Origin of the sequence: Paraplanobispora siamensis (genome assembly GCF_016863175.1) — a bacterium.
Classification (GTDB): Bacteria; Actinomycetota; Actinomycetes; order Streptosporangiales; family Streptosporangiaceae; genus Planobispora; species Planobispora siamensis.
On the sequence record NZ_BOOJ01000019.1, the window covers coordinates 19177 to 41403 of the forward strand.

General features: G+C 74.3%; 12 protein-coding genes. 5 read left to right on the top strand and 7 right to left on the bottom strand.

The features are described from left to right. Positions 1 to 32: 32 nt before the first annotated feature. The gene (locus tag Psi01_RS09950; RefSeq protein WP_204063663.1) at positions 33 to 899 is read right to left on the bottom strand and encodes an acyl-CoA thioesterase; all 867 of its coding nucleotides are present in this window, start codon (positions 897 to 899) and stop codon (positions 33 to 35) included. Continuing rightward, entirely contained in the window at positions 896 to 2965 is a 2070-nt protein-coding gene (locus Psi01_RS09955) for an ATP-dependent DNA helicase UvrD2 (RefSeq protein ID WP_204063664.1), read from the bottom strand. Before Psi01_RS09955 ends, Psi01_RS09950 begins: the two co-directional genes overlap by 4 nt. Before the next feature lie 206 nt (positions 2966 to 3171). On the opposite strand from Psi01_RS09955, the gene Psi01_RS09960 reads away from it, so the two are divergent. Next, on the top strand, positions 3172 to 4074 hold the full coding sequence (locus Psi01_RS09960; RefSeq protein WP_239127395.1) for an alpha/beta hydrolase: 903 nt from the start codon (positions 3172 to 3174) through the stop codon (positions 4072 to 4074). A gap of 130 nt (positions 4075 to 4204) precedes the next feature. Beyond that, positions 4205 to 4456, top strand: coding sequence for a mycoredoxin (locus Psi01_RS09965; RefSeq protein WP_275424511.1), 252 nt, complete (start codon positions 4205 to 4207; stop codon positions 4454 to 4456). A 97-nt stretch (positions 4457 to 4553) separates the two neighbouring features. Here the strand turns inward: Psi01_RS09965 and nudC are convergent, their stop codons facing one another. Further along, entirely contained in the window at positions 4554 to 5537 is a 984-nt protein-coding gene (nudC, locus tag Psi01_RS09970) for an NAD(+) diphosphatase (RefSeq protein WP_239127396.1), read from the bottom strand. Positions 5538 to 5755: 218 nt separating this feature from the next. Here nudC and Psi01_RS09975 point away from each other — a divergent pair, with 218 nt between their 5' ends. Genes Psi01_RS09975 through Psi01_RS09985 form a run of 3 tightly spaced genes read left to right on the top strand, consistent with a single transcriptional unit; the run spans position 5756 to position 10238 of the window. Further along, entirely contained in the window at positions 5756 to 6934 is a 1179-nt protein-coding gene (locus Psi01_RS09975; RefSeq protein ID WP_204063667.1) for an ATP-grasp domain-containing protein, read from the top strand. Continuing rightward, on the top strand, positions 6931 to 8595 hold the full coding sequence (locus tag Psi01_RS09980; RefSeq protein ID WP_204063668.1) for an IucA/IucC family protein: 1665 nt from the start codon (positions 6931 to 6933) through the stop codon (positions 8593 to 8595). The genes Psi01_RS09975 and Psi01_RS09980 overlap by 4 nt, the downstream gene beginning before the upstream one ends. Next, positions 8592 to 10238, top strand: a complete 1647-nt coding sequence (locus Psi01_RS09985) for an IucA/IucC family protein (protein ID WP_204063669.1) — start codon at positions 8592 to 8594, stop codon at positions 10236 to 10238. Before Psi01_RS09980 ends, Psi01_RS09985 begins: the two co-directional genes overlap by 4 nt. A gap of 55 nt (positions 10239 to 10293) precedes the next feature. Here the strand turns inward: Psi01_RS09985 and Psi01_RS09990 are convergent, their stop codons facing one another. From Psi01_RS09990 to Psi01_RS10010, 4 genes are all read right to left on the bottom strand, one after another. Then, entirely contained in the window at positions 10294 to 13776 is a 3483-nt protein-coding gene (locus Psi01_RS09990; protein ID WP_204063670.1) for an ATP-dependent helicase, read from the bottom strand. 118 nt (positions 13777 to 13894) lie between these two features. Continuing rightward, positions 13895 to 17470, bottom strand: a complete 3576-nt coding sequence (locus Psi01_RS43245; protein WP_239127398.1) for an ATP-dependent helicase — start codon at positions 17468 to 17470, stop codon at positions 13895 to 13897. Between the two features lie 127 nt (positions 17471 to 17597). Then, positions 17598 to 19208: a beta-N-acetylhexosaminidase gene (locus Psi01_RS10005; protein ID WP_204063671.1), complete on the bottom strand. Its 1611-nt coding sequence runs from the start codon at positions 19206 to 19208 to the stop codon at positions 17598 to 17600. Between the two features lie 92 nt (positions 19209 to 19300). Continuing rightward, the gene (locus Psi01_RS10010) at positions 19301 to 22198 is read right to left on the bottom strand and encodes a CDP-glycerol glycerophosphotransferase family protein (protein ID WP_239127399.1); all 2898 of its coding nucleotides are present in this window, start codon (positions 22196 to 22198) and stop codon (positions 19301 to 19303) included. Positions 22199 to 22227: the final 29 nt, after the last annotated feature.

A 22227-nucleotide genomic window follows, 5' to 3' on the forward strand; every position in this document is an offset into this window, starting at 1 on the left:
GGCAACATATTTTCTACCTGCAGTTTTACAGATTACGAGACGCGGATCATCGCTTCCTGCACCACGGACACCGCCAGTTCACCGGACCGGGTGAACATCTGTCCCCTGGCGAGCCCGCGCGCCGCCCCCGACCAGGGCGACTCCTGGGCGTACAGCACCCAGTCGTCGGCGCGCAGCGGCCGGTGGAACCACATCGCGTGGTCCAGGGAGGCCCCGGAGACGTTGGAGGCCCCCCACGCCAGGCCGTGGGTCAGCAGCACCGTGTCCACCAGCGTGTAGTCGGAGGCGTAGGCGGCCAGCACCACGTGCAGCAGCGGGTCGTCGGGCAGGTCGGCGTCGTAGCGGAACCACACGTTCGTCTCGGCGCCGCGCAGCTGGGGGTCGCGGTGCGCCTCCCAGGTCAGCGGGGTCACATAGCGCACGTCCACCGGGCGCGGCCTGCTCAGCCACTCGCGCAGCGGCGAGTTCTCACCGATGACCTCGCGCATCCGATCCTGCAGCGTGGGGAGATCCTGCGGCTCGGGCACGTTCGGCATCGCCGACGCCTGGTGCTCGACGCCGCTCTCCAGGATGTGGAAGGAGGCCGACATGGTGAATATCGCCTTGCCGTGCTGGACGGCCACGACCCTGCGGGTGGTGAAGGAGCGCCCGTCGCGGACACGCTCGACGTTGTAGACGATCGGGATCGCCGGGTCGCCGGGCCTGATGAAGTAGGCGTGCAGCGAGTGCACGTGCCGGTCGGAGGGCACCGTACGGCCCGCCGCCACCAGCGCCTGGGCGGCCACCTGGCCGCCGAAGACGCGCTGGATGCGCTCCTCGGGGCTGCGGCCCCTGAAGATGTCCAGCTCGATCTGCTCCAGGTCGAGCAGGTCGAGCAGCTCCTTGAGCGCCTCGTTCACGCGTTCTCCGTCCTGTCCGCGGCGTCCCGGCACAGCCCGAGCACCGCATCGCCGTACCGCTCCAGTTTGACGCGTCCCACTCCGGTGATGGACAGCAGGTCCTGTTCGGATGTCGGCGCCTTCTCGGCGATGGCCTGAAGGGTGACGTCGGTGAAGACCACGTAGGCGGGGACCTTGGCCTCCTTGGCCACGCTCGTGCGCCAGGTCTTGAGGCTCTCCAGCAGGGCCTCGTCGTAGTCGACCGGGCAGGTGGCGCACCGGCCGAGCTTCTGCTCGGCCGCGGCGACCAGCGTCTTGGCGCAGACCCGGCAGCTGACCGGGGCGGCGGCCTGGCGGCGCTCCTTGGGCGCCGCGGAGGAGGTGCGGGCGCGGGAGGCGGGGCGGCCGGTGAGTCCGTCGAGGAAGCGCGAGGGCCGCCGGGAGCGCCGGCCGCCCTGGGCGCGCGCCAGCGCCCACGACACCGTCAGGTGGACCCGGGCACGGGTGATCCCCACGTAGAGCAGGCGGCGCTCCTCCTCGATCTGGTCGGGCGTCTCGGCGTAGACGATCGGCAGCATGCCGTCGGTGGCGCCGACCAGGAAGACCGCGTCCCACTCGAGGCCCTTGGCCGCGTGCAGGGAGGCCAGCGTCACGCCCTCGACCGGGGGCGCGTGCTGCTCGCCGGCCCGGCGCTCCAGCTCGGTGACGAAGTCGACGAGGTTGGCTCCCTCGGCGGCCATGTCCTCGGCCAGATCGGCCAGGGCCTTGAGCGACTCCCACTTCTCGCGCGCCTTGCCGCCGCCGGGGGGCTCGGGGGTGAGGCCGACGCCCGTCAGGATGTGATGGACGGTCGGGGCCAGTTCGTCGTCGGCACCGGCCGAGCGGGCGGCGCCGCGCAGCAGTACGACCGCCTGGCGCACCTCGGGACGCTCGAAGAACCGGTCGGCGCCGCGCACGAGGTAGGGGATGCCCGCCTCGCTGAAGGCCTGCTCGTAGGCCTCCGACTGGGCGTTGACCCGGAACAGCACGGCGATCTCGCGCAGCGGCACGCCGCCGTCGGCGAGCTTGCGCACCGCCCGCGCCACGCCCGCGGCCTCGGCGGGCTCGTCGTCGTACTCGGCGAAGACGGGCTCGGGGCCGTCGGGACGCTGGGCGATCAGGCTCATCCGGTGCGGGGTCCGCGCCGCCGCCAGGACCCGGTTGGCCAGGGAGACCACCTGCGGAGTGGAGCGGTAGTCGCGGACCAGCCGGATCACCGCGGCGTCGGGGTACTCGACCGGGAAGTTGGTCAGGTAGCGCGGGGTCGCGCCGGTGAAGGAGTAGATCGTCTGGTTGGGGTCGCCGACCACGCACAGGTCGTCGCGGCCGCCGAGCCAGGTGTCGAGCAGCAGCTTCTGCAGGGGGTTGACGTCCTGGTACTCGTCGACGACGAAGTAGCGGTACTGCTGGCGGATCTGGGTGGCCACCTCGCGGTGCTCGGTCATCAGCGCGGCGGTGAGTTCGAGGATCGTCTCGAAGTCGATCAGGTGCCGCTCGCGGCGGATCGTCTCGTAGGCGTCGTACAGGCGCACGACGTCCTCGGCCGGGATGGGCGGGGTGCGGTGCGCCTTCGCGGCGGCCTCGGCGTAGTCCTCGGGGGCGATCTGGGTGACCTTGGCCCATTCGATCTCGGAGGCGACGTCGCGCAGCTCGGAGCGTTCGAGGTCCCGTCCGAGGTGGCGGGAGGCGCTGATCAGCAGCGGCAGCTTCGACTCGATCACCGCGGGCGGGTCGCCGCCGATGACGCGCGGCCAGAAGTAGGTGAGCTGGCGCAGGGCGGCGGCGTGGAAGGTGCGCGCCTGCACCCCGGGCGCGCCGAGCGCGCGCAGGCGCTGGCGCAGCTCACCGGCGGCCCGTGTGGTGAACGTCACGGCGAGCACCCCCTGGGCGTCGACCGCGCCGCTGCGCACGGCGTGGGCGATGCGGTGGGTGATCGCCCGTGTCTTGCCGGTGCCCGCGCCCGCGAGGACGCACACCGGACCCCGTACGGCCTCGGCGACCTCGCGCTGCTCGGGGTCCAGCCCCGCCAGGACGTCAGCGGGCTCCATGGGACTCCTTAAACGCTCTCGACGGTTCGGGCCCCGGCTTTTCCGGCCGTAACCCGGGCTCCACCCATTCTGGCACCGTAACGTCTCTCACTTGGGTCACCCCTGAGATGCGTAAACAGGGATGTTTACTCCACAATGGGTGCCGACCAAACCCGGGGAGAGGAAGAGAACCCGTGCGAACTGCGGCAACCGTGGGTGCACTCGTCATGGCGACACTCGTGCTCGCGCCTGCAGCGGTGCACTCCTCCCCCGCGCTCGCCGCCCCCGTGACGGCCGCGGCGGCCGGTGGCGGCGACCCCACCCCGGCTCCCCCGAAGACCGACGCCCTGGTCAAGGGGACCCTCGTCGACACCGTCGCCTACGGCCCGCACGTCCGCCAGCGCATGGACGTCTGGCACCAGGCCGACGAGCTCAAGCGACCCGGCGTCTTCCTGATCCACGGCGGCTGGTGGTCCTCGGGCGACAAGAAGTACATGACCGAGGTGAGCCGGAGCTTCGCCGAGCTGGGCTACACGGTCTTCAACATCAACTACCGCCTCTCCGGCGACGCGGCGTGGCCCGCCCAGCGTGTCGACGCCTTCGACGCGATCGCCACGGCGCGGCGGCACGCGGCCCTGTGGTCCTTCGACCCGAACAACTACGTGGTCATCGGCTTCTCGGCCGGCGGCCACCTGGCCACCGCGGTCGGCACCTACAAGACCGGCGGCCTGCCCGGCCTGCGGGGCGTGGTGGGCATCTCGCCGGTGGTCTCCCCGCTCACCGCCTACCTCGACGGCGCCGACACCCTGGACCCGAACAAGCGCAAGCTGCGCGATGCGGCCATCAAGCTCGCCGGGGGCTGCGAGCCCTCCGGCAAGTGCGCCAGGATCTGGCAGAGCATGGAGGTCCCCGAGCACGCCAGCCGCGGTGACGTGCCCGTGCTGAGCGTGCACTCCCAGGACGAGTTCGTGCCGGCCTCCCACAGCAACCAGCTCAAGGACCGCCTGCGCCAGTTCGGCGTGCAGATGACGGTGGTCACCGAGCCGGGGATCAACCACAGCGCGCCGCTCTACCGGATGCCCGGCGTGGCCGATCTGGTCCAGGAGTGGGTCGCCGACAAGCTGCTCTGACGCGGGGGCGGGGCCGTCCCGCCCCCGCGGCTGAGGCGCGCCCTCACGGCCGCCGGGACATCGGGAAGATGTACGGCCCGCGCTGTGTTGGCAATAAGCGCCAAACACCACCAGAGGGGATATTCACGCCATGGCGCTCACCGTCTACACCACCACGTGGTGCGGTCCCTGCAAGCGGCTCAAGGCTCAGCTCACCCGTGAGGGCATCTCCTACGAGGAGATCGACATCGAGCAGAACCCCGACGCCGCCGCGTTCGTGATGAGCGTCAACAACGGCAACCAGACCGTCCCCACGGTCGTGGTGAACTCCACCGCAGGCAAGGTGTCGCTGACGAACCCCTCGGTCGCCGAGGTGAAGCGGCTCCTCGAAGGCGCCGCCTGACCCGGTCCGGCAGAACGCGGGGCTCCGGCCTCCCCGAAGGCCCCGGCGGTTTCCCGGGAGCCCCGCGGCCACGGCTCCCCGCACGGGGAGCCCGCGATCACCAGTCGCCGTTCAGCTCCGCGCCGTACCAGGTCTCGATCAGCCGGCGCGCGATCGAGACCGACGGCGGCAGGCGCAGCTCGCCGCTCTCCAGCGCGGCCAGCAGCTCCGCGCGGCTGAACCAGCGCGCCTCGGCGATCTCGTCGGGGTCGAGGGAGAGCTCGGTGGAGACGGCACGCGCGAAGAAGCCGAGCATCAGGCTCCTGGGGAACGGCCAGGGCTGGCTGCCCAGGTAGCGGGGGGCGGTGACGCTCACCCCCACCTCCTCGACCACCTCGCGGATCACCGCGTGCTCCAGGGACTCCCCCGGCTCCACGAACCCGGCCAGCACCGACATCCGCCCCTCGGGCCACTGCGGCCCCCTGGCCAGCAGGCACCGGTCCGCGTCGTCGTGGACGAGCATGATCACCGCGGGGTCGACCCGGGGGAAGTGCTGGCTGCCGTCGGCGGGGCACACGCGCACGTGCCCGCCCGCCCGCACCTCCGTGGGACCGCCGCAGCGCGGGCAGAACCGGTGCGTGGAGTGCCAGGCGTCCAGCGCGACCGCGTAGACCAGCAGCCCGGCGTCGAGATCTCCCAGCAGTGCGCCGACCTGGCGCAGACCGGCGAGCACGGGCTCACCCTCGGGCAGCGCGGCGGCTCCCAGCGGGGCCACGATCCGGGGCACGGGACCGCCGCGGCCGGTCTCCCCGTCGGCCAGCGGGGCCGTCACCGAGAAGTAGGCGACGCCGTCGGCGTCCACGCCCAGCAGGTGACGCGTGCCCTCGGGCGCCTCCGCGGGGGACAGCAGGACCAGGCGGGCCTCCTGCCCGCTGCGCCGTACCAGCGCCTGCCCGTCGTCGACGACCACGACCCTGGTCTTCTCGTCCGCCCAGGCCCCCGCGAGCCAGTCGTCGTCGCCGCGCAGCGCCGCCGAGCGGTCGATGGCACTGCGCGCGAGCAGCAGCGGCCCCAATAGTCCTTCTTCTGCCGTGATCTCCACGCGTCCGTCCTTCCGAGCCGCAGACATCCTAGGCCAGGGAACGCAAAGACGCCGGAGCGGGGAGCTTTCCCCCTGCCCTCTCGTGGCTCCGGAGACGACAGGCGGGACCGGCCGAGGGCACATATACGGTTAATACGGAGTCTCACCTCCGCGATGATCTCCAGGCGACTAGGATGCACCGGGTTAGGTTAGCCTTACCTGATATCGGGGGTCCTGAATTGCGGCTGTACCTCACCGCGCTCAAACCGACGGATTCGGTCGCCGACGGCTTCCTGCCCGCGGCCCGCGCGCTGGGTTGCGACATCACGATCCTGACCGACCGCCCGGAGCACTACCGGGACGCCGGGGCCGAGGTGCTCGCGTGCGACGTGCGCGACGCCCGCGCGGTCATCGACGTCGTGGCGCACCATCACCCGCCCGCCGCGATCTTCTCCAACTCCGACCACATCCAGGTGGAGACCGCCCTGGCCGCCGCCTACTTCGACCTGCCCGGCAAGGACTGGCGGGCCTGCGCCACGGCCAAGAACAAGGCGCTCACCCGGCGCAGGCTGGCCGAGGCCGGGGTCGAGACGGTGCGTTCGGTACGGCTGGCGCCCGGCGACCCGGTGCCCGGAGACGTGCCGCTGCCCGCCGTGGTCAAGCCCCGGGAGGGGGTGGCCAGCGAGGACGTCGTGCTGGTCGGGGACGCGCGCGAGCTGGCCGAGGCCGTAGGGGCCATCCGCGCCCGCCGCCCCGGCGAGGCCCTGGTCGTGGAGGAGTATCTCGACGGCCCCCTGCACACGCTGGAGACGCTGGGCGACGGCCGGACCCTGCAGGTCCTGGGCGGGTTCCGCACCACGCTCGGGCCGCTGCCGCACTTCGTGGAGGAGCGCCTGGACTGGGAGCCCCCGCCCGGAGCCGATCACGTGCTGGCGGCCCTGCGGGCGCTGGGAGCAGGCTTCGGCGCCTGCCACACGGAGTACGCGATGACGTCCGGCGGGCCGCGGATCATCGAGGTCAACTACCGGGTGATCGGCGACCACTGCGACTTCCTGATGGCGGACCTGCTGGGGATCCCGCTGTTCGAGCGCATCCTCGGCGTGCACCTCGGGGCCGCTCTGGCCCCGGAGCCCGGAGCCGTCGGCGGGAACGGCGCCGCCCGCGGGCACGGCACCGCCCTGAGCCTGGTCGCCGAGCGCTCGGGGACCGTCGTGGCCGCCCCGGGGACAGTCGCGCCCTCCGGCCCCGGCCCGGTGCGGATCTGGCACCGTCCCCTGCGCGCGGTGGGCGACCGGATCGACCTCAGCCACACCAACCGCGACTACCTGGGCATCGTCCGCGCCATCGGACCCGACCGGGCGAGCGTGGACGAGGCCCTGGCCGCGTTCGGCGCCCGGAGCCCGTGGGTGGTCGAATGAGCGCGAGGACCGCCCTGACGGCGCGGGAGCCGTACCTCGCCGCCCGGGTCCTGGACTGCCTGCTGCGTGAGAACTACGGCGGACTGGCCGGCCGGGTGACCCGGAGCAAGGACGGCGTCGCGCTGGTCCTGCCCGCCGGGCGCCGCATCCGGCTCGTCCCCGGCTCGCCGTTCCAGGACTTCGTGGTGGCCCCCGAGGAGCACCTGCGCCTGGAGGAGGTGCTCTCCGCCCTGCGGGAGATCGCCCCCACCGCCGACGCGACGGGCGTTGAGGCCTTCGTCCGCGAGTGCCACGAGGCGCTGCGCGCCCTGGACCTGCACGCCGCCCGGTCGGAGGAGATCCTGGAGCGCCTGGGCCGCGGGCCGGGCGCGGGCGCCGTGCGCTACGAGGCGCTGGCGGCCTTCGTCGACCATCCGGTGTATCCGACGGCGCGGTGCAAGAGCGGGCTGACGGACGAGGATCTGACGGCGTACGCGCCGGAGTTCGCCCCGAGCTTCGAGCTGCGGTGGGCGGCGGTGCCCCGGGATCGGGTGACCGGGGCGCCCCTGCCCCCGGCGCCGGGAGGTCCCGCCGGGGACTCGCGGATGCGGGACGCCGATCCGGCCGAGGGCTTCGCGGCGGCCGGGCTGCCCCGGGAGCTCGCGCGGACGCACGTGCTCTTCCCCGTGCACCCGCTGACCCTCCCGGCCGTCCGGGAGATCCCCTGGGCCGTCCCGGCCCCGGAGCCCGGCGTGACGGTCAGGCCCACCCTGTCGATGCGCACCGTCGCGCTCGACGGGCGCACGCACCTGAAGCTGCCGCTGGCCACCAGCACCCTCGGGCTGCGCAACCGGCGCTCGATCAAACCCGGCACCCTGGCCGACGGAGCGCGCGCGGAGCTGCTGCTGCGTGCGATGCCGTTCCCCGGGGTGCTCCTGGCCGACGAGCAGACCCACGCCCACGCCGGGCACGAGTATCTCGGCTGGCTCGTCCGCCGCCTGCCGCCGGGCGAGGCCGTGCCGGTCGCCGCGCTGCTCGCCCCGCTGCCGGGCGGGGGCACGGTCGTCGAGGAGCTCGCCCACCGCCGGTGGGGAGGTGACGTGGCCGGGCTGCTCACCGAGTATCTGCGGCTGCTGTTCGGCTTCGCCGTACGGCTCCTGGTCCGGTACGGCACGGCGCTGGAGGCCCACCAGCAGAACCTCTCCCTGGTGTTCGGCGAGGGCCCGTTGCGGCTGCTGGTCAAGGACAACGACGGCCTGCTGGCCTCGCCCGACCGGCTGCGGGCGGCGGGGCTGGCCGTACCGGACTTCTCCGACGAGCGGATGCTGACCGACGACCCGCACGCGCTGGCCGACGTCTTCGTGACCATCACCCTCCACCTGGCCGCCGCCGCCCCCGCGTTCGGCGCGCTGCCCGCGCCGCGGGCCGCCCGGCTGCTGCGGGAGACGCTCGCCGAGGCCCTGGAGCCCTACGGCGACGACCCGACGGCCCGCCTGCTGCGCGCCAGGACCCTCGACGCCGCCCGGCTCGTCGGCAAGTCGATGGTCACCGCCGGGACCCTGGTCGACAAGGCCCGCACCGGGGCGCGCGACATCAACAAGTTCTACGGCACCAGCGGCCCCAACTACCTTCGCCATCCCCCTCAGGCCATCCGCCCCGTGACCACGCAGAGGACGCCATGACCAGCCTCGCGCTCGACTCCCCCGCCGCCGTCGCCGAGGAGGCCTCGCTCGCCGCGTTGCTGCGCTGCTGCGTCAGGGAGGTGGCCGGGCCGCGCGGGCAGGTCCGGCACTCGGAGCCGTACGTGCTCCTGCGCGTGGCGGGCGTCCCGCTGCGGGTCCGGGCGCACGGCGGTCTCGCGCTGCGTTTCGAGGGCTCCCCCGAGTGGCTGGACGGCGACGGCTGGCAGCCGCTGTCCACCGGACGGCTGGTCCGGCTCGTGGAGGCCGAGCTTGGCGGCGGCAACGAGGAGTTCGCGGCCCAGGTGGCGGCGAGCCGGCGGGCCATGGCCACCCTGCTGCGGGCCCGGCGGGACGCTCCCGCCCCGGCGGACCCGTGGCTGGCCTCCGAGCAGGCGCTGGTGTTCGGGCACCCGTTCCACCCCAGCCCGAAGGCGCGCGGCGGCGTGCCCGGCGGGAGCCCGGACGACGCCGTGGACGACGTCGAGGGCGGCGTCGAGGGCGGCGCCGGCTGGGCGGCCTACGCCCCCGAGGCGCACGCGAGCTTCCCGCTGCGGATCCTCGGGGTCCGCGACGACGTGCTGGCCCAGGCGGGCGACACGGCCGCGCTGGACGCGCTCGGCACGGCCCCGCCCGGATACTCCCCGCTGCCGGCGCACCCCTGGCAGCTCGACCTGCTGGCGGCCGAGCTGGCCGCGCCGCTGGCCGACGGGAGGCTGATCGACCTGGGGTACGGCTCCCGCCCGGCGGTCCCGACCTCGTCGGTGCGCACGCTCTACGAGCCGGCCGTCGACCGGTGCCTGAAGTTCAGCCTGGACGTGCGCATCACCAACTGCGTGCGCAAGAACTCCTGGTACGAGCTCGCCGGGGCGGTCGAGCTGACCTCCCGGCTGGGCCCGGTGTTCCGGGAGCTGTCCGAGCGTTTCCCCGGCACCCGCTGGCTGCCCGAGCCCGGCTACCGGTCGGCGGACCTCGGCACCCGGCTCCTGGAGGGGCTGGGGGTGATCGTCCGGATGAGCCCCTGGCAGGTCTGCCGCCCCGGCGTCACCCCGCTGCTGAGCGGCGCCCTGGCCACGCCGGGGCTGCCGGGCGTCGTCCCGACCGTGTCCGAGGCCGTCGCGGCCGACCCCGTGCGCTGGTGGCGGGCCTACGTGGAGCGGGTCGCGCTCCCGGTGCTGGACGCCTACCTGACGCACGGCGTGGTGCTGGAGCCGCATCTGCAGAACGTGCTGGTCGGCGTGGACTCGGCCGGCATGCCGGTGGAGGCGGTCTTCCGCGACCTGGAGGGGACCAAGCTCGTGGCCGGGCGCCACGACCTGTCGGGCGTCCCGCGCCGGGTCGCCGAGGCGCTCACCTACGACGCGGCCGGCGGCTGGAACCGGGTGCTGTACTGCCTGATGGTCAACCACCTGCCGGAGGTCGCCGCCACGCTCGCCGGGACCGGGCCGGTGCGCGAGCTGTGGGCGGTCGCCCGGGACGTGCTGGCCGGGTACGCCTCCCGGCGGGGATGGCCGCGCGAGCTGTCGGACCTGCTGGCCGGGGCGCCGCTGCCCGCCAAGGCCAACCTGTCGGTGCGCTGGGCGCGCTCGGCCGACCGCAGGGCCGGTTACGTGCCGGTGGCCAACCCGCTGGCGGGTCCGGTCTGAGCCCTCCGGCCCGCCGTACGCGGCGGGCCGGAGCCGTACCGCGACACGCCTGGGGTCATCTGAGTACGGGGACCGACTCGATGAGCGCGACCAGCCCCCGCTCGTCCAGGAGGTTCACCGGGCGGACCGTCTCGTTGGCGCGCACGTAGTGGAAGGCCGCGCTCACCCGGTCGAGGGGGACGTCAGCCAGGTGGGACCAGGCCAGGCGGTAGGCGGCCAGCTGCACCGCGGCGGCGTCGGCGGCCTTGCCCGTGGGGCGCCTGCCCGTCTTCCAGTCGACGACCTCGTAGCCTCCGTCCGGCGTCTGGAAGACGGCGTCCATCCGGCCGCGGACCAGCCGGTCGGCGATCATCGTCTCGAACGGGACCTCGACGTCGAGGGGCTCGCGGCCCGCCCACTCGCTCTCCTCGAACCTCTCCCGGAGCTCGGCCAGCCGGGCTCCGGCGCCGTCGAAGTCCGCCATGCCCTCGGCCTCGTCCCCGGCGCCGGGCAGCTCCATCTCGTCGAGGAGGCGCTGCTGGCCCCAGCGGGACTCCAGCCACTCGTGGAAGGAGGTGCCCCGCCGGGCCAGGGGGGCGGGCTTCCTGGGGACGGGACGGCGGATCTGGCGGGCCAGGGCCTTGGCGTCGGCGGCCAGGGTGACCAGGGACGACACGGTGAGGTGGGTGGGCAGCTCGACCTCCTTGCCGCCGCGCCGCCGGTTGCGCTCCCGCTCGCGCAGCAGCAGCTCGGTGTCCCGCTCCCAGGCCTTGGCCCGCTCCCGGTCCCACCCGCGCAGCTCCGCCGGCAACCGGTCCCCCTCGCTCCCGGGCTCGGCCCCCGCCTCGCCCGCCCCGGCAGCGGGCGCGCCGGTCTCCGCAGCGGGGACCCGCGCACCGGAGGAGGCGGCGTCCGGCGCGTCCGGCGCGTCCGGCGCAGAGGCCTCCCCGGCGGGTGTCGCGGGGGTCTCCTCGGCGGGCGTCTCGGGAGTGGCGGCCTGGGCGGCGAAGTCGGTCAGGGCGGCCTCGACGAGGAAGGCGCCGTCGACGATGGACTCGTAGCGGGCGCCCTCGGGGGTGACCGGCCAGGTGGTCTCGGCGGGCTCGTCCAGCAGGGGGTTGGTGGCGCCCTCCTCGATCTCGGGGGCCCAGGTGGCCACCCGGCCGCAGGTGTCGCGGATCTCCAGCAGGAAGTCCGACGGCTCCAGGGGCTTGGCCGCGGTGCCCCAGCGGTAGCCGGAGGCGACCAGCAGATAGTGGGCGCGGGTGACGGCGACGTAGGCCAGCCGCCGCTCCTCCATCAGGTCGCGGTCGCGGCAGCGCTCGTCGAAGTCGGCGAGCTCCTCCTTGGCCAGCCCGGTCAGCGCGGGCAGGTCGGAGGCGTCGCCGCGCAGCGGGTACGGCAGCCGCCGCGGGTTCTCCGTCCACCTGGGGCTGACCATCGGCCGGGCGGGGAAGATCGTGCCGACGGCCAGGCCGCCGGTCTTCGACAGCGCCTGGGACATGCCGGGCACGACCACGACCGGCCACTCCAGGCCCTTGGAGGCGTGCACGGTCATCAGCTTCACGCTGTTGCTCTCGCCCACCCGCCCGGAGTCCAGGCCGTTCTCCTCCTCGTCGGCCGCCTTCAGGAACGCCAGGAACGCGCCCAGCGTCGGGTCCTCGGAGTCCCCGGCGAAACGGGCGGCGGCGTCGAGGAAGGCGTCCAGGTCGGCCCGGGCGGCGAACGCCCCGACGGCCGCGTGGCGGGCCGCCACCTCGATGTCCAGGCCGAGGCGGCGCTCGACCTCGACGATCAGGTCGGGCAGCGGCTGGCCGGCGTGGGCGCGCAGCGTCCGCAGCTCCTGGGCCATGGCGAGCAGCCGTACCCGCGCCGCCGGTGAGAACCGGTCCTGCCACTCGGGGCGGTCGGGCAGCTCGTCCAGGGCGTCGACCAGGCTGCCGCGCTCCTCGGCGAGGTCGGCGACGACCTGGTCCAGCGGATCGGAGACCGGGGACGCGTCCTCGCGGGTCTCCCGGTTCAGCTCGCGGGCCCGCTCGCCCAGCTCCTTCAGGTCGGCCGGGCCGATCCGCCAGCGGGGGCCGGACAGCAGCCGGACCAGGGCGTCGCCGGCCGTCGGGTCGTAGAGCACGCGCAGGGTGGCCACGATGTCCGCGACCTCGGGCACGGTGAGCAGACCGCCCAGGCCGACCACCTCGACCGGGATGCCCCGGTCCTCCAGCGCCCGGCGCAGCGCGGGGAACTGCGAGCGCTTGCGGGCCAGGATCGCCACGTCGTGGGGCTGCAGGCACTGCGGGCCGCCCCACATGCTCTGCTTGGCCTTCTTGCGCTCGCCCTCGCCCCACGGCAGGCCGTCCGGCGCGGTGTCGCCGCCCAGCAGCCGGGAGATCTCCCGGGCGATCCACTGCGCCTCGTCCTCGGCCGTCTCGTGGAAGGCGGTCACCACCCGGCCGCGCTCGACCCGGTTGCCGCCCGGCACCAGCACCGGCACCTCGCGGGCCTCCATCCGCAGCGGGATCTGCACCCGGGCGGCGACGTCGAGCACGGCGTCGCCGTTGCGGAAGCTGACCGACAGCTGCCGGACCTGGGCGAGCTCCCCCGAGGCGGTCCTGAAGTCGCGCGGGAAGCGGGTGAGGTTCCCGGCCGAGGCCCCGCGCCAGCCGTAGATGGACTGGCAGGGGTCGCCGACGGCGGTCACCGGGTGCCCGTTGCCGAACAGCGAGCGCAGCAGGACGAGCTGGGCGTGGCTGGTGTCCTGGTACTCGTCCAGCAGGACGACGGCGAACCGGCTGCGTTCGAGCTCCCCGACCTCCGGGTGCTTGCTGGCGATCCGGGCGGCCAGGGCCATCTGGTCACCGTGGTCGACGACCTCGCGCCTGCGCTTGAGCCGGTTGTAGGCCTCCACCAGCGGCAGCAGCTGCTCCCTGGCCTTCTGCACGGCCAGGGGCTTGCGCTGGGCCACGATCGGCGAGCCGGGCAGCGCGGCGTACCGCTCGGCGAGCCAGGCGCCCACCTCCCGCACGTCCGCCGGCTCGCGCAGGTGCTCGGCCAGCTCCCCGGCCAGCTCCAGCACCGCGCGGGTGACGGTGGCCGGGCTCCACTCGATCTGCTCCATCGATCCGTCGTAGCCGCTGACGACCCGCCCGGCGAGCTGCCAGGCCACGGCGGGGGTGATCAGCCGCATGGTGGGCTCCAGCGCCTCGCGCAGGGCGTGGTCGGTGACCAGCCTGGCGGCGTAGGCGTGGTAGGTCGAGATCGTCGGCTCGCCCGCCAGCATGTCCGCGGGGACCCCGGTGCCCAGGGCGTTGAGCCGCTCGCGGACGCGGTGCGACAGCTCGCTGGCGGCCTTCCTGGTGAAGGTCAGGCCGAGCACCTGCTCGGGCCGGACCAGGCCGTTGGCGACCAGCCAGACGACCCGCCCGGCCATCGTCTCGCTCTTGCCGGACCCGGCTCCGGCCACCACGACCATCGGTTCGAGACCGGCCTCGATGACCGCGGCCTGTTCGGGGGTCGGGGGAAGGATGCCCAGCTCCGCCGCGAGCTGGATCGGGCTCAGCACACCATGCCTCCGTCTGGACCTCCGTCTGTGCCTCCGTCCGGGCGTCCGGAGACGGCACGATGGGGAGTCGTACGGCCCGCCGCTCCGCCCGTGCCGGGACGGTCCAGGGTAGTACGGCTCAGCACACCTGGCCCCCGCTGTCGTTGACCGGGCAGCTGGCCCGGGCGGCGCAGGTGCGGCAGCCGTCGTTCACCTTGGCCTGGAAGAAGGGGCCGGACATGCCCAGCGCCACGGTGTCGACCATGTCACGGGCCCAGCCGGGGTCGTCGTCCTCCGAGAGCGGGCGCTGGGCCTGCTCCCTGGCGTCCTTGCCCGCCGCCTTGCCCACCTGGACCAGGGCGGCGCCGCCGGGCTCGGTCATGCCGTGCCGCTCGAAGGCGCCCAGCAGCGCGGCGAGCTGGTAGACGCCGAGCTGGGGGTGACGGTCGAGGTCGGCGTCGGAGGGCTTGGTGCCGCCGGTCTTGATGTCGATGATCACGGCCCGGCCCTCGCCGTCGCGCTCGACCCGGTCGACGCGGCCCTTGATCTGGACGCCCTCGGAGACCGTGGCGATGAAGGACTCCTCGATGCCGACCAGCTCGCGGGGGTTCTCCTGGTGCCAGCGGACGAACCTGGCGATCATCTTCTCGGCGACCCGGCGCTGCTTGCGGTTGTACCAGACGCCGCCGAAGTCCAGCTCGTTCCAGACCTCGTCGAGGCGCTTGCCCAGAGTCTCCTCGGTGGGCATGCCGGTCGCGGCGAGCACGGCCAGGGCGTGGATGACCGTGCCCAGGCCACGGGCCATGTCGGTGCCGCTCGCGCCCACGGAGGTCTCCAGCAGCCAGCGCAGGCCGCACTTGCTGAAGCTCTCCACGGCCGAGGGTGAGATGCGCACGGTGTCGTCGGGCCAGCCGAGCGGGCGGTCGTCGGAGATCGGCGTGAGGGCGTACCACTCGTCGGGGTGGGCGCCCTGCACCCCGGCGGCGGCCAGCCGGGCCAGGTGCCCGGCCGCGGCCCTGCGCAGCGGTTCCGGCCTGGTCGGGTCGCACACCGCCGAGCGCAGGTCGGCCACCAGGGCGGACATGCTCAGCCAGCGGGACCGCTCGTCGAGGACGGCCGTCTCCTCGCCCGAACCCGGCACCAGCTCGGTCAGGAAGCGCGAGGGCCGCTCCTCGACGTCCTCGCCTCCCACGGCGGTGACGACGAGCTTCTTCCTGGCCCTGGTCGCGGCCACGTAGAACAGGCGGCGCTCCTCGGCCAGCAGCTGGGAGGCGAGCGCGGCGCTGACCGCGGCGGGGTTCTCGTGCTCGGAGCCCTCGGCCCGGGCGACCATGTCGTCGGTGCTCAGGACGGTTCCGCGCAGCCGCAGGTCGGGCCAGGTGCCCTCCTGCACGCCCGCGACGACCACGACGTCCCACTCCAGGCCCTTGGACCGGTGGGCGGTCATGATGCGCACGGAGTCGCCCTCGGGCGACCGCGCCGCCAGGGAGTCGCCGGGGATCTCCTGGGCGATCAGGTCCTCCACGAACACGTCGACGCCCGCGTGGGGCAGCCGGTCGACGAACCTGGCGGCGTAGTCGAACAGCGCCACCACGGCGTCCAGGTCGCGGTCGGCCTGCCGTCCCCGGTGCCCGCCCGCGGCGCTGGTCTCGCTCCACTTGGCGGCGAGCCCGGTGGCGTCCCAGACGGCCCACAGGACGTCCTCGGCCGTGCCGCCCTGCCGTACGGCCTCGGTGGCGGCGGCGATGAGCCGGGCCACGCGCTCGGCGGGCAGGGCCACGTGCGGGTCGACCCGGACCAGCTCCCGGGCGTCCTTCAGCGCCGCGATGAGCAGCTCGCCCGACGACCTCGGCTCGCCGGGGCGGGAGCGGTGGGAGGCGGACAGCGCCAGGTCCCCCGCCTCGTCCGGATCACCGACGCCCATCGGGAGTACGGCCTCCGCGGCGTCCCCGGTGTCCCCGGTGTCCTCAGCGTCATCGGCGTCCCCGGCCTCGTCGAGATCGTCGAGGTCACCGCTCTCCGCCGGGGCCGCGCGCTCCCGCGCCTCCATCCGGGCCCGGCGCTCCCGGGCGGCCGCCGTACGGGGATCCGGTCGCGTGCCGGCCGGCTCGTCGGAGGCCCCTCGCCCGGCCGCCTCGGGATCCCGGGTCCCGTCGCCGGAGGCCTCACCACCGGGCGCCGCGGAGTTCCGGGTCCCGCCGTCGGCCGTCCCGTCACCGGAGGCCTCGGCCGCGCCCGGCCCGCCGCCTTCACCGTTTTCACCGGCTTCGCCGCTCTCGCCCGCTTCGCCGCTCTCGCCCGCTTCGCCGTCGAGCTCCACCGGCAGCGCCATCGCCTCGTGCTCGGCGATGCGCAGCGCGCGGCGCAGGCGGCGCACCCCGATCATGTCGGTGCCGCCCAGGGCCCCGGTCAGCAGTTCCTCGGCCACGCCCTCGTCGAGGGTGTCGGGGTGCATGGCCACCTGGATCAGGCGGATCAGCGGCCGCACGCCCGGCTCCTGGAACAGCGGCACCTCGCCGCCGCCCACCACGACCGGCACCCCGGCCGCGACCAGCGCCCGGCGCAGCAGCGGCGTCTGCCGGGTCGCCGACCTGACCAGCACGGCCATCCGCGACCAGGGCACGCCGTCGAGCAGGTTGGCCCGGCGCAGGGTGTCGGCGACGATCGCCGCCTCCTGGGTGGGGCTGTCGGCCACCACCACCCGGACGGTGCCGTGCTCGGCCTCCGGCAGGGGCGTCAGGTCGCGGTGGGCGGCCCCGCCGGGGACGGCGGGCAGGCGGGCGGCCACGCGGCGGGTGGCGGTCAGCAGCCCCGGGCCGCTGCGGCGGCACACGCGCAGCGCGACGATCGGCGCCCGGCGGCCGTCGGCGTCGCGGAACCGGTCGGGGAACCCCATGATCCCGTGCACGTCGGCGCCGCGGAAGCCGTAGATCGACTGGTCGGGGTCGCCGACGGCGATCAGGTCGCGGCCCTCCCCGGCCAGCTGCGCCAGCAGGAACTCCTGGGAGGGGTCGGTGTCCTGGTACTCGTCCACGAGGACGACGTCGTAGGCCGACCGTTCGCGCAGCCGCACGTCCGGATCGGTGAGCAGGGCTCCGGCGGCCCGGATCAGCTCGGCGTAGTCGAGCACCGGCTCCAGGTCCAGGTCGAAGCGGGCCTGGTAGCGGTCGGCGAAGCGCCCGGCCGCGATCCAGTCGACGCGGCCGTGGCGGCGGCCCAGCTCGACCAGGCCCTCCCCGTCCAGGCCCCGCTCGGAGGCGCGGGCGATGAAGTCGCGCAGCTCCTGGGCGAAGCCGCGGGTCTTGAGCGCCTCGCGCATGTCCTCGGGCCAGTGGAGCGCGCCGTCCTCCAGCTCGCCCAGGAGCAGGCGGCGGATCTCCAGCAGCTGCTCGGGGGCCGTCAGCAGCCGGGGCGGCAGGTCCCCGGCCAGCACCGCCTCGCGGCGCAGCAGGGCGTAGGCGTAGCTGTGGAAGGTGAGGGCGAGCGGCGTCCTGGTGGTACGGCGCAGCCGGCCGGTGATCCGCTCGCGCAGCTCGTCGGCGGCCTTGCGGCTGTAGGTCAGGACGAGCACCCGCTCGGGATCCGCCCCCCGGCGCTCCACGCGGTCCACCACGGTCTCCACGATCGTGGTGGTCTTTCCGGTGCCCGGGCCCGCCAGGACCAGCAGGGGGCCGCTCTCATGGGTCACCACCGCCCGCTGATGCTCGTCGAGCACGGGGGCAACGGCCCTCCCCGTATCCCCGCGACGCACCAGCCGCCAGCCCTGACCACTCACAACTCGCAATTCCACCAGATCCCGGGCAATGATCGTGCCGAGTCGGCGGGTATGGCATGACGGGAGATCAGTTCGGCCAGGTCACCGCCGGTGAACGGTGGAAGTCCACACCCAGCTCGGCCCACCGGGGCCCGTGCCCGGCCAGGCGGGCCGCGAAGTCGCCGAAGTCCCTCGACTCCTGCGGCGTCCAGGCCACCTCGGCGACCGCGGGCAGCCGGGGGAAGGCCAGATACTCCAGGTCGTCCATCGTCTCGGCGGTCTCGGTCCACAGCGGGGCCTCCACCCCGAGCACGCGGTCGTCCCCCACCCCGTCGACCAGCTCGGCCGGGTCCCAGCCGTAGGCGTCCTCGACCTCGATGAGCCCGGCCCACTCCAGCCCGAGCCGGGTCTCGTCGTCGTACTTCATGTCCAGATAGACCCGGGACGCCGGAGACATGATCACTTTCGCGCCCCGCCGTACGGCGCGGTGGACGTCGTCGGGGGTGCGGCCGGTCTGCCAGTACTGGCTGACGCTGTCGGGGGCGAGCCGCGCGCCGCCGATCTCCTGCCAGCCGACCATCCGCTTGCCGGCGGCCCTGACCAGCTCCTGCGCCCGCTCGATCAGGTCGTTGTACTGCTCCTGCGAGAGCGTCTCCACCTCGTCGCCGCCGATGTGCAGGTAGGGGCCGGGCGTCAGCCGGGCCATCGTCGCGATCACGTCGACGAGGAAGCGGTCGACGGCGGGCCGGCCCACGCACAGCGCGCTGAAGCCGACGGCGATCCCGGTGTACGGCCTGCGCCGCCTGCCGTCGCAGCTGAGCGCGGGGTCGGCGGCCAGTGCCGCGGCGGTGTGGCCGGGCATGTCGATCTCGGGCACGATCTCGACGTAGCGCTCGCGGGCGTGGGCGACGATCCGCCGGTAGTCCTGCTCGGTGTAGAAGCCCCCGGGCCCGCCGCCCACCTCGGTGGCCCCGCCGACCGCGGTCAGCTCGGGCCGCCCCGCGACGGCCAGCCGCCAGCCCTGGTCGTCGCTGAGATGCAGGTGCAGCACGTTGATCTTGTAGGCCGAGACGAGGTCGATGTACCGCTCGACCTCCTCGACGGTGAAGAAGTGCCGGGCGACGTCCAGCATCGCGCCGCGCCAGGCGAACCGCGGCCGGTCGGCGATCCGCACGCCGGGCAGGGTCGCGCCGTCCCCCGGCAGGAGCTGGGCGAGCGTCTGCACCCCCCGGAAGAGCCCGACCGGCGTACCGGACCGCACCCTGACCCCGTCCCGGTCCACGGTCAGCTCGTACGCCTCGGCGCCGGGGTCGCCGACGACCGGCCCGTCCGCGGAGGGGTCCCCCCTTCCGGCCGCGCCCGGGTTCCCGGGGGACTCCCCCCGGCCGGACGCGCCCGGCCGCTCCCCGGTCAGCTCCAGGCGGATCTCCCCCTCCCGGCCGATCCGCGGAGCCCACCCGGTCGCCCGCCGTACGGCCGCCGCCAGGTGCCCGGCCGCGCGCCCGGCCTCCGGCGGCGCCGCGATCGCGGTGTCGCGGCCGATCGTGAAGCCGGCCCCGCGGTAGGCGACCTCGGCGGGCAGGGGCACCAGGCTGTGCCAGGTCCCGCTCGGCGACGCGGTCGCGCCGTCGCCGGAGCACGCACCGGTGGCCAGGACCGCCGCCGCGGCCAGCGCGGCGGGGAGCATGCGCCATCTCATGTGCGCATCAGATCATCGCGATCCCGGGGAGGGGAACCTCCCGCGGCGGGATCCGCCGCGGGAGGGCCGGAGGCCGGGACGGGAACGGCAGGTCAGGACGGGAAGACGTGGTCGACCAGGCGGGCGGTGGCCTTGCCGTCGTCACGGGGCGCGTAGGTGCGCCTGAAGTTCTCGTAGCGGTCGGCGTTGGCGGCGGCCACCTGGTCGATGGTCCGGATCGCCTCGATCACGTCGGCGCCGGTGGACAGCAGCGGGCCGGGGCCCTCGGCCTCCAGGTCGAGATAGAGGCCGCGCTTGGACGAGTAGCGCTGCAGGTCGTAGGTGAACAGCAGGATCGGCCGCCCGGTCGCGGCGAAGTCGAACATGACGGACGAGTAATCCGTGATCAGCACGTCCGCCACCAGCAACAGATCCGCCATATCCGGATATGTCGTGACGTCGTGTCCCAGTCCCCGGGGCACGTTGGGCGAGGCCTGCATCGAGTGCCCCCTGATGAGGAACTCGTGGTCGGAGCCGAGCACCCGCCGCGCCTCGGCCAGGTTCAGCTTGAGCGAGGCGTTCTTGCGGTCGTAGTCGCGGTAGGTCGGCGCGTACAGCACCAGCCGGACGCCCTCGGCGATGCCGAGCCGCGCGCGCACCCGCGCCGCCAGCTCCTCCCGGTCCGGGGAGGCCAGCACGTCGTTGCGCGGGTATCCGCTCTCCAGGACCTCGCCCTGGTAGCCGAAGGCCTTGCGCAGGATCGGAGTGGCCCACGCGCTCTGCGAGACCAGCAGGTCCCAGCCGCGCACCTCGACGGCCTGCCGGTGCCAGGCCGGCGGCTTCGGGTCGCGGGACATGTGCGGCAGGTCGTTGCCCATGCGCTTGAGTGGGCTGCCGTGCCAGGTCTGCACGACCGCCTGGTCCTCGCGCGCCCGGAACCACGGCGGCAGGAAGGCGTTGGTCACCACGTACCGCGAGCGGGCGAGCGCCGCGTAGTGCTCGCGGCTGCCCGCGCGCACCACGGTCGGCCGGACGTCGCCGAACCCGAGCTCCGCCGACCCCGGCGGCGTGAACGCGCCGTCCTTGACGATCCAGATGTGCTCGCGGTCGTCGCCGCGCCGTACCCGCTCCTCGTAGACCGCCCGGACGTTGCCCTCGTACTGCCGCCCGTCGTAGGCGACGTAGACCGTCGCGTCGTTCAGGTCGCGGGAGCGCTCGGCCGGGTAGAACGAGCGCTGCAGGGCGTACAGCCCGCCGGGGCCCTTCTCGTCGTCGGGCCGGTCCTCGGCGACGGCCAGCACCGGCACGTCGAACCGGGTGGAGATCAGGCGGTACTCGCGGCCGTCGACGACCTTCGGGCTCTCGTCCAGGTCGTCGAGGGCGGCGTGGTCCATCCGGATCGGGACGATCTCGCCGGACTCCTCGCGGGCCGCGATGCTCCAGTTGCCGCCGCCCAGCGGGACCGTCTCCCCGAAGCGGGGCATCGCGGCCGGGGCCAGGCGCACCGAGAAGCTCTCGCCGTCGCGCTCCATCCGCGTGGCGTAGATCAGCCCGGTGCGGTGGCGCAGCGTCAGCTCCGCCGGCCCCGAGCCGGGGTAGGACCCTTCGAGCAGGAGCGTGCCGTCCTCGCCCCAGACCGCCCGGGAGACGACCGGGCGGACCCGGTGCGCGGAGACCATCACGCGGTCGCGCCGGTCGCCCAGCACCGTGATCTCCCGCTCGCCGATGATCGAGCGGCTCTCCTCGGCGGACCCGAGCATGACGGGGGCCGCCGGGTCGCCCTTGGGCTCGATCCAGAGCCTGCCGCCGTCGCGCTCCTGCAGGAGCGACGACACGGCCAGCGGGACGACGACCTCGGTGCCCTTCGGCCCCGGGGTGAAGTCGGCGGCGATGCGGTGGCCGTCCAGCCGCGCGTGCCCCTTGGCGAAGCGCCGGTCCGGCAGGAACACCGTCAGCTCCAGCCGCTCGCCCTCCAGCCGCACCCCGGTCAGCTCGGCCCGGGTGGGCTGGAGCACGACCTGCAGGGCGCGGTCGGAGGTCCAGACCGGCCGCACCCACCAGCCCTTGCGGAGCTCGGTGCCCCGGGGACGCTCGGTCCGTCCGCTGGAGGGCCCGCGGAGCAGGCCGACGGCGCGGGCGCCGCGGCTCCAGATCACGATCTCGGCGCGCCAGGTGGTGGTGTCGCGCACCGTGGCGCGGCGGCGCAGCAGCCGCTTGCCGCCGCGGACGACGGCCCGCAGGGCGGCGCGCCACCGCAGCGCCGAGGGGTTCAGCTCGGCCGTGAAGCCCGACCAGTCGTAGTTGCAGCCCGCCTCGCGGGCGCCGTACGTCGCCTCGGGGTGGTGGACCCGGCGGGTGCGCAGGCGCACCGGGGGCAGCCAGCGGGGGCCGCGCAGCACGACGGTCGCCCGGTTGAAGCGGCGGCTCCGGACCGACAGCCCCGCCAGATAGGCGTGGCCGCTGACCCGCAGCCGGCCGTTCTCCCAGGTGATCTCCTCGACCTGCGTCACCGGGATGAGGTCGGCGGCGCGCAGCCGGTACAGCGACTCGGGAAGCTCGTCGCGCAGCGGAAGGTCGGCGTACCAGCGCATCTTCTTCCTGACGCGCCGGGACGGCTCGGCGGCGGCGGTGACCAGCTGCTGCAGCGCGTCGCTCTCGGCCAGCTCCTCGATGTCGCGGTGCTCGACCAGGTGGAAGGCCAGCCGGCGGGCCACCGGGAGATCGAGCTTGACCTTGGGGTCCACCCCGGTCACGTAGGGCTTGACGACCGTGAGGAACTCGCGGCGGCGGGCGGCGCCGCGCTTGACCGCGATGTCCATCCTGGAACCGAGTGGACCGGCGAGGACTTCGGCGTCGAACCGCTTGCGCTGCGCGGGGGTCAGGCCTCCCGCGGTCAGCGCCTCCATGATCGCTGACAGGGGCTCCCCCCGGTCGCAGAGATCCTGGACGATCCGCAGACGCTCGGCGACGGCATCGCCGCTCGCTCGCGCGGGTGAGACGCCGGTGGCCATGGGGGAGGCACCGCCTTTCGGGCAGACGC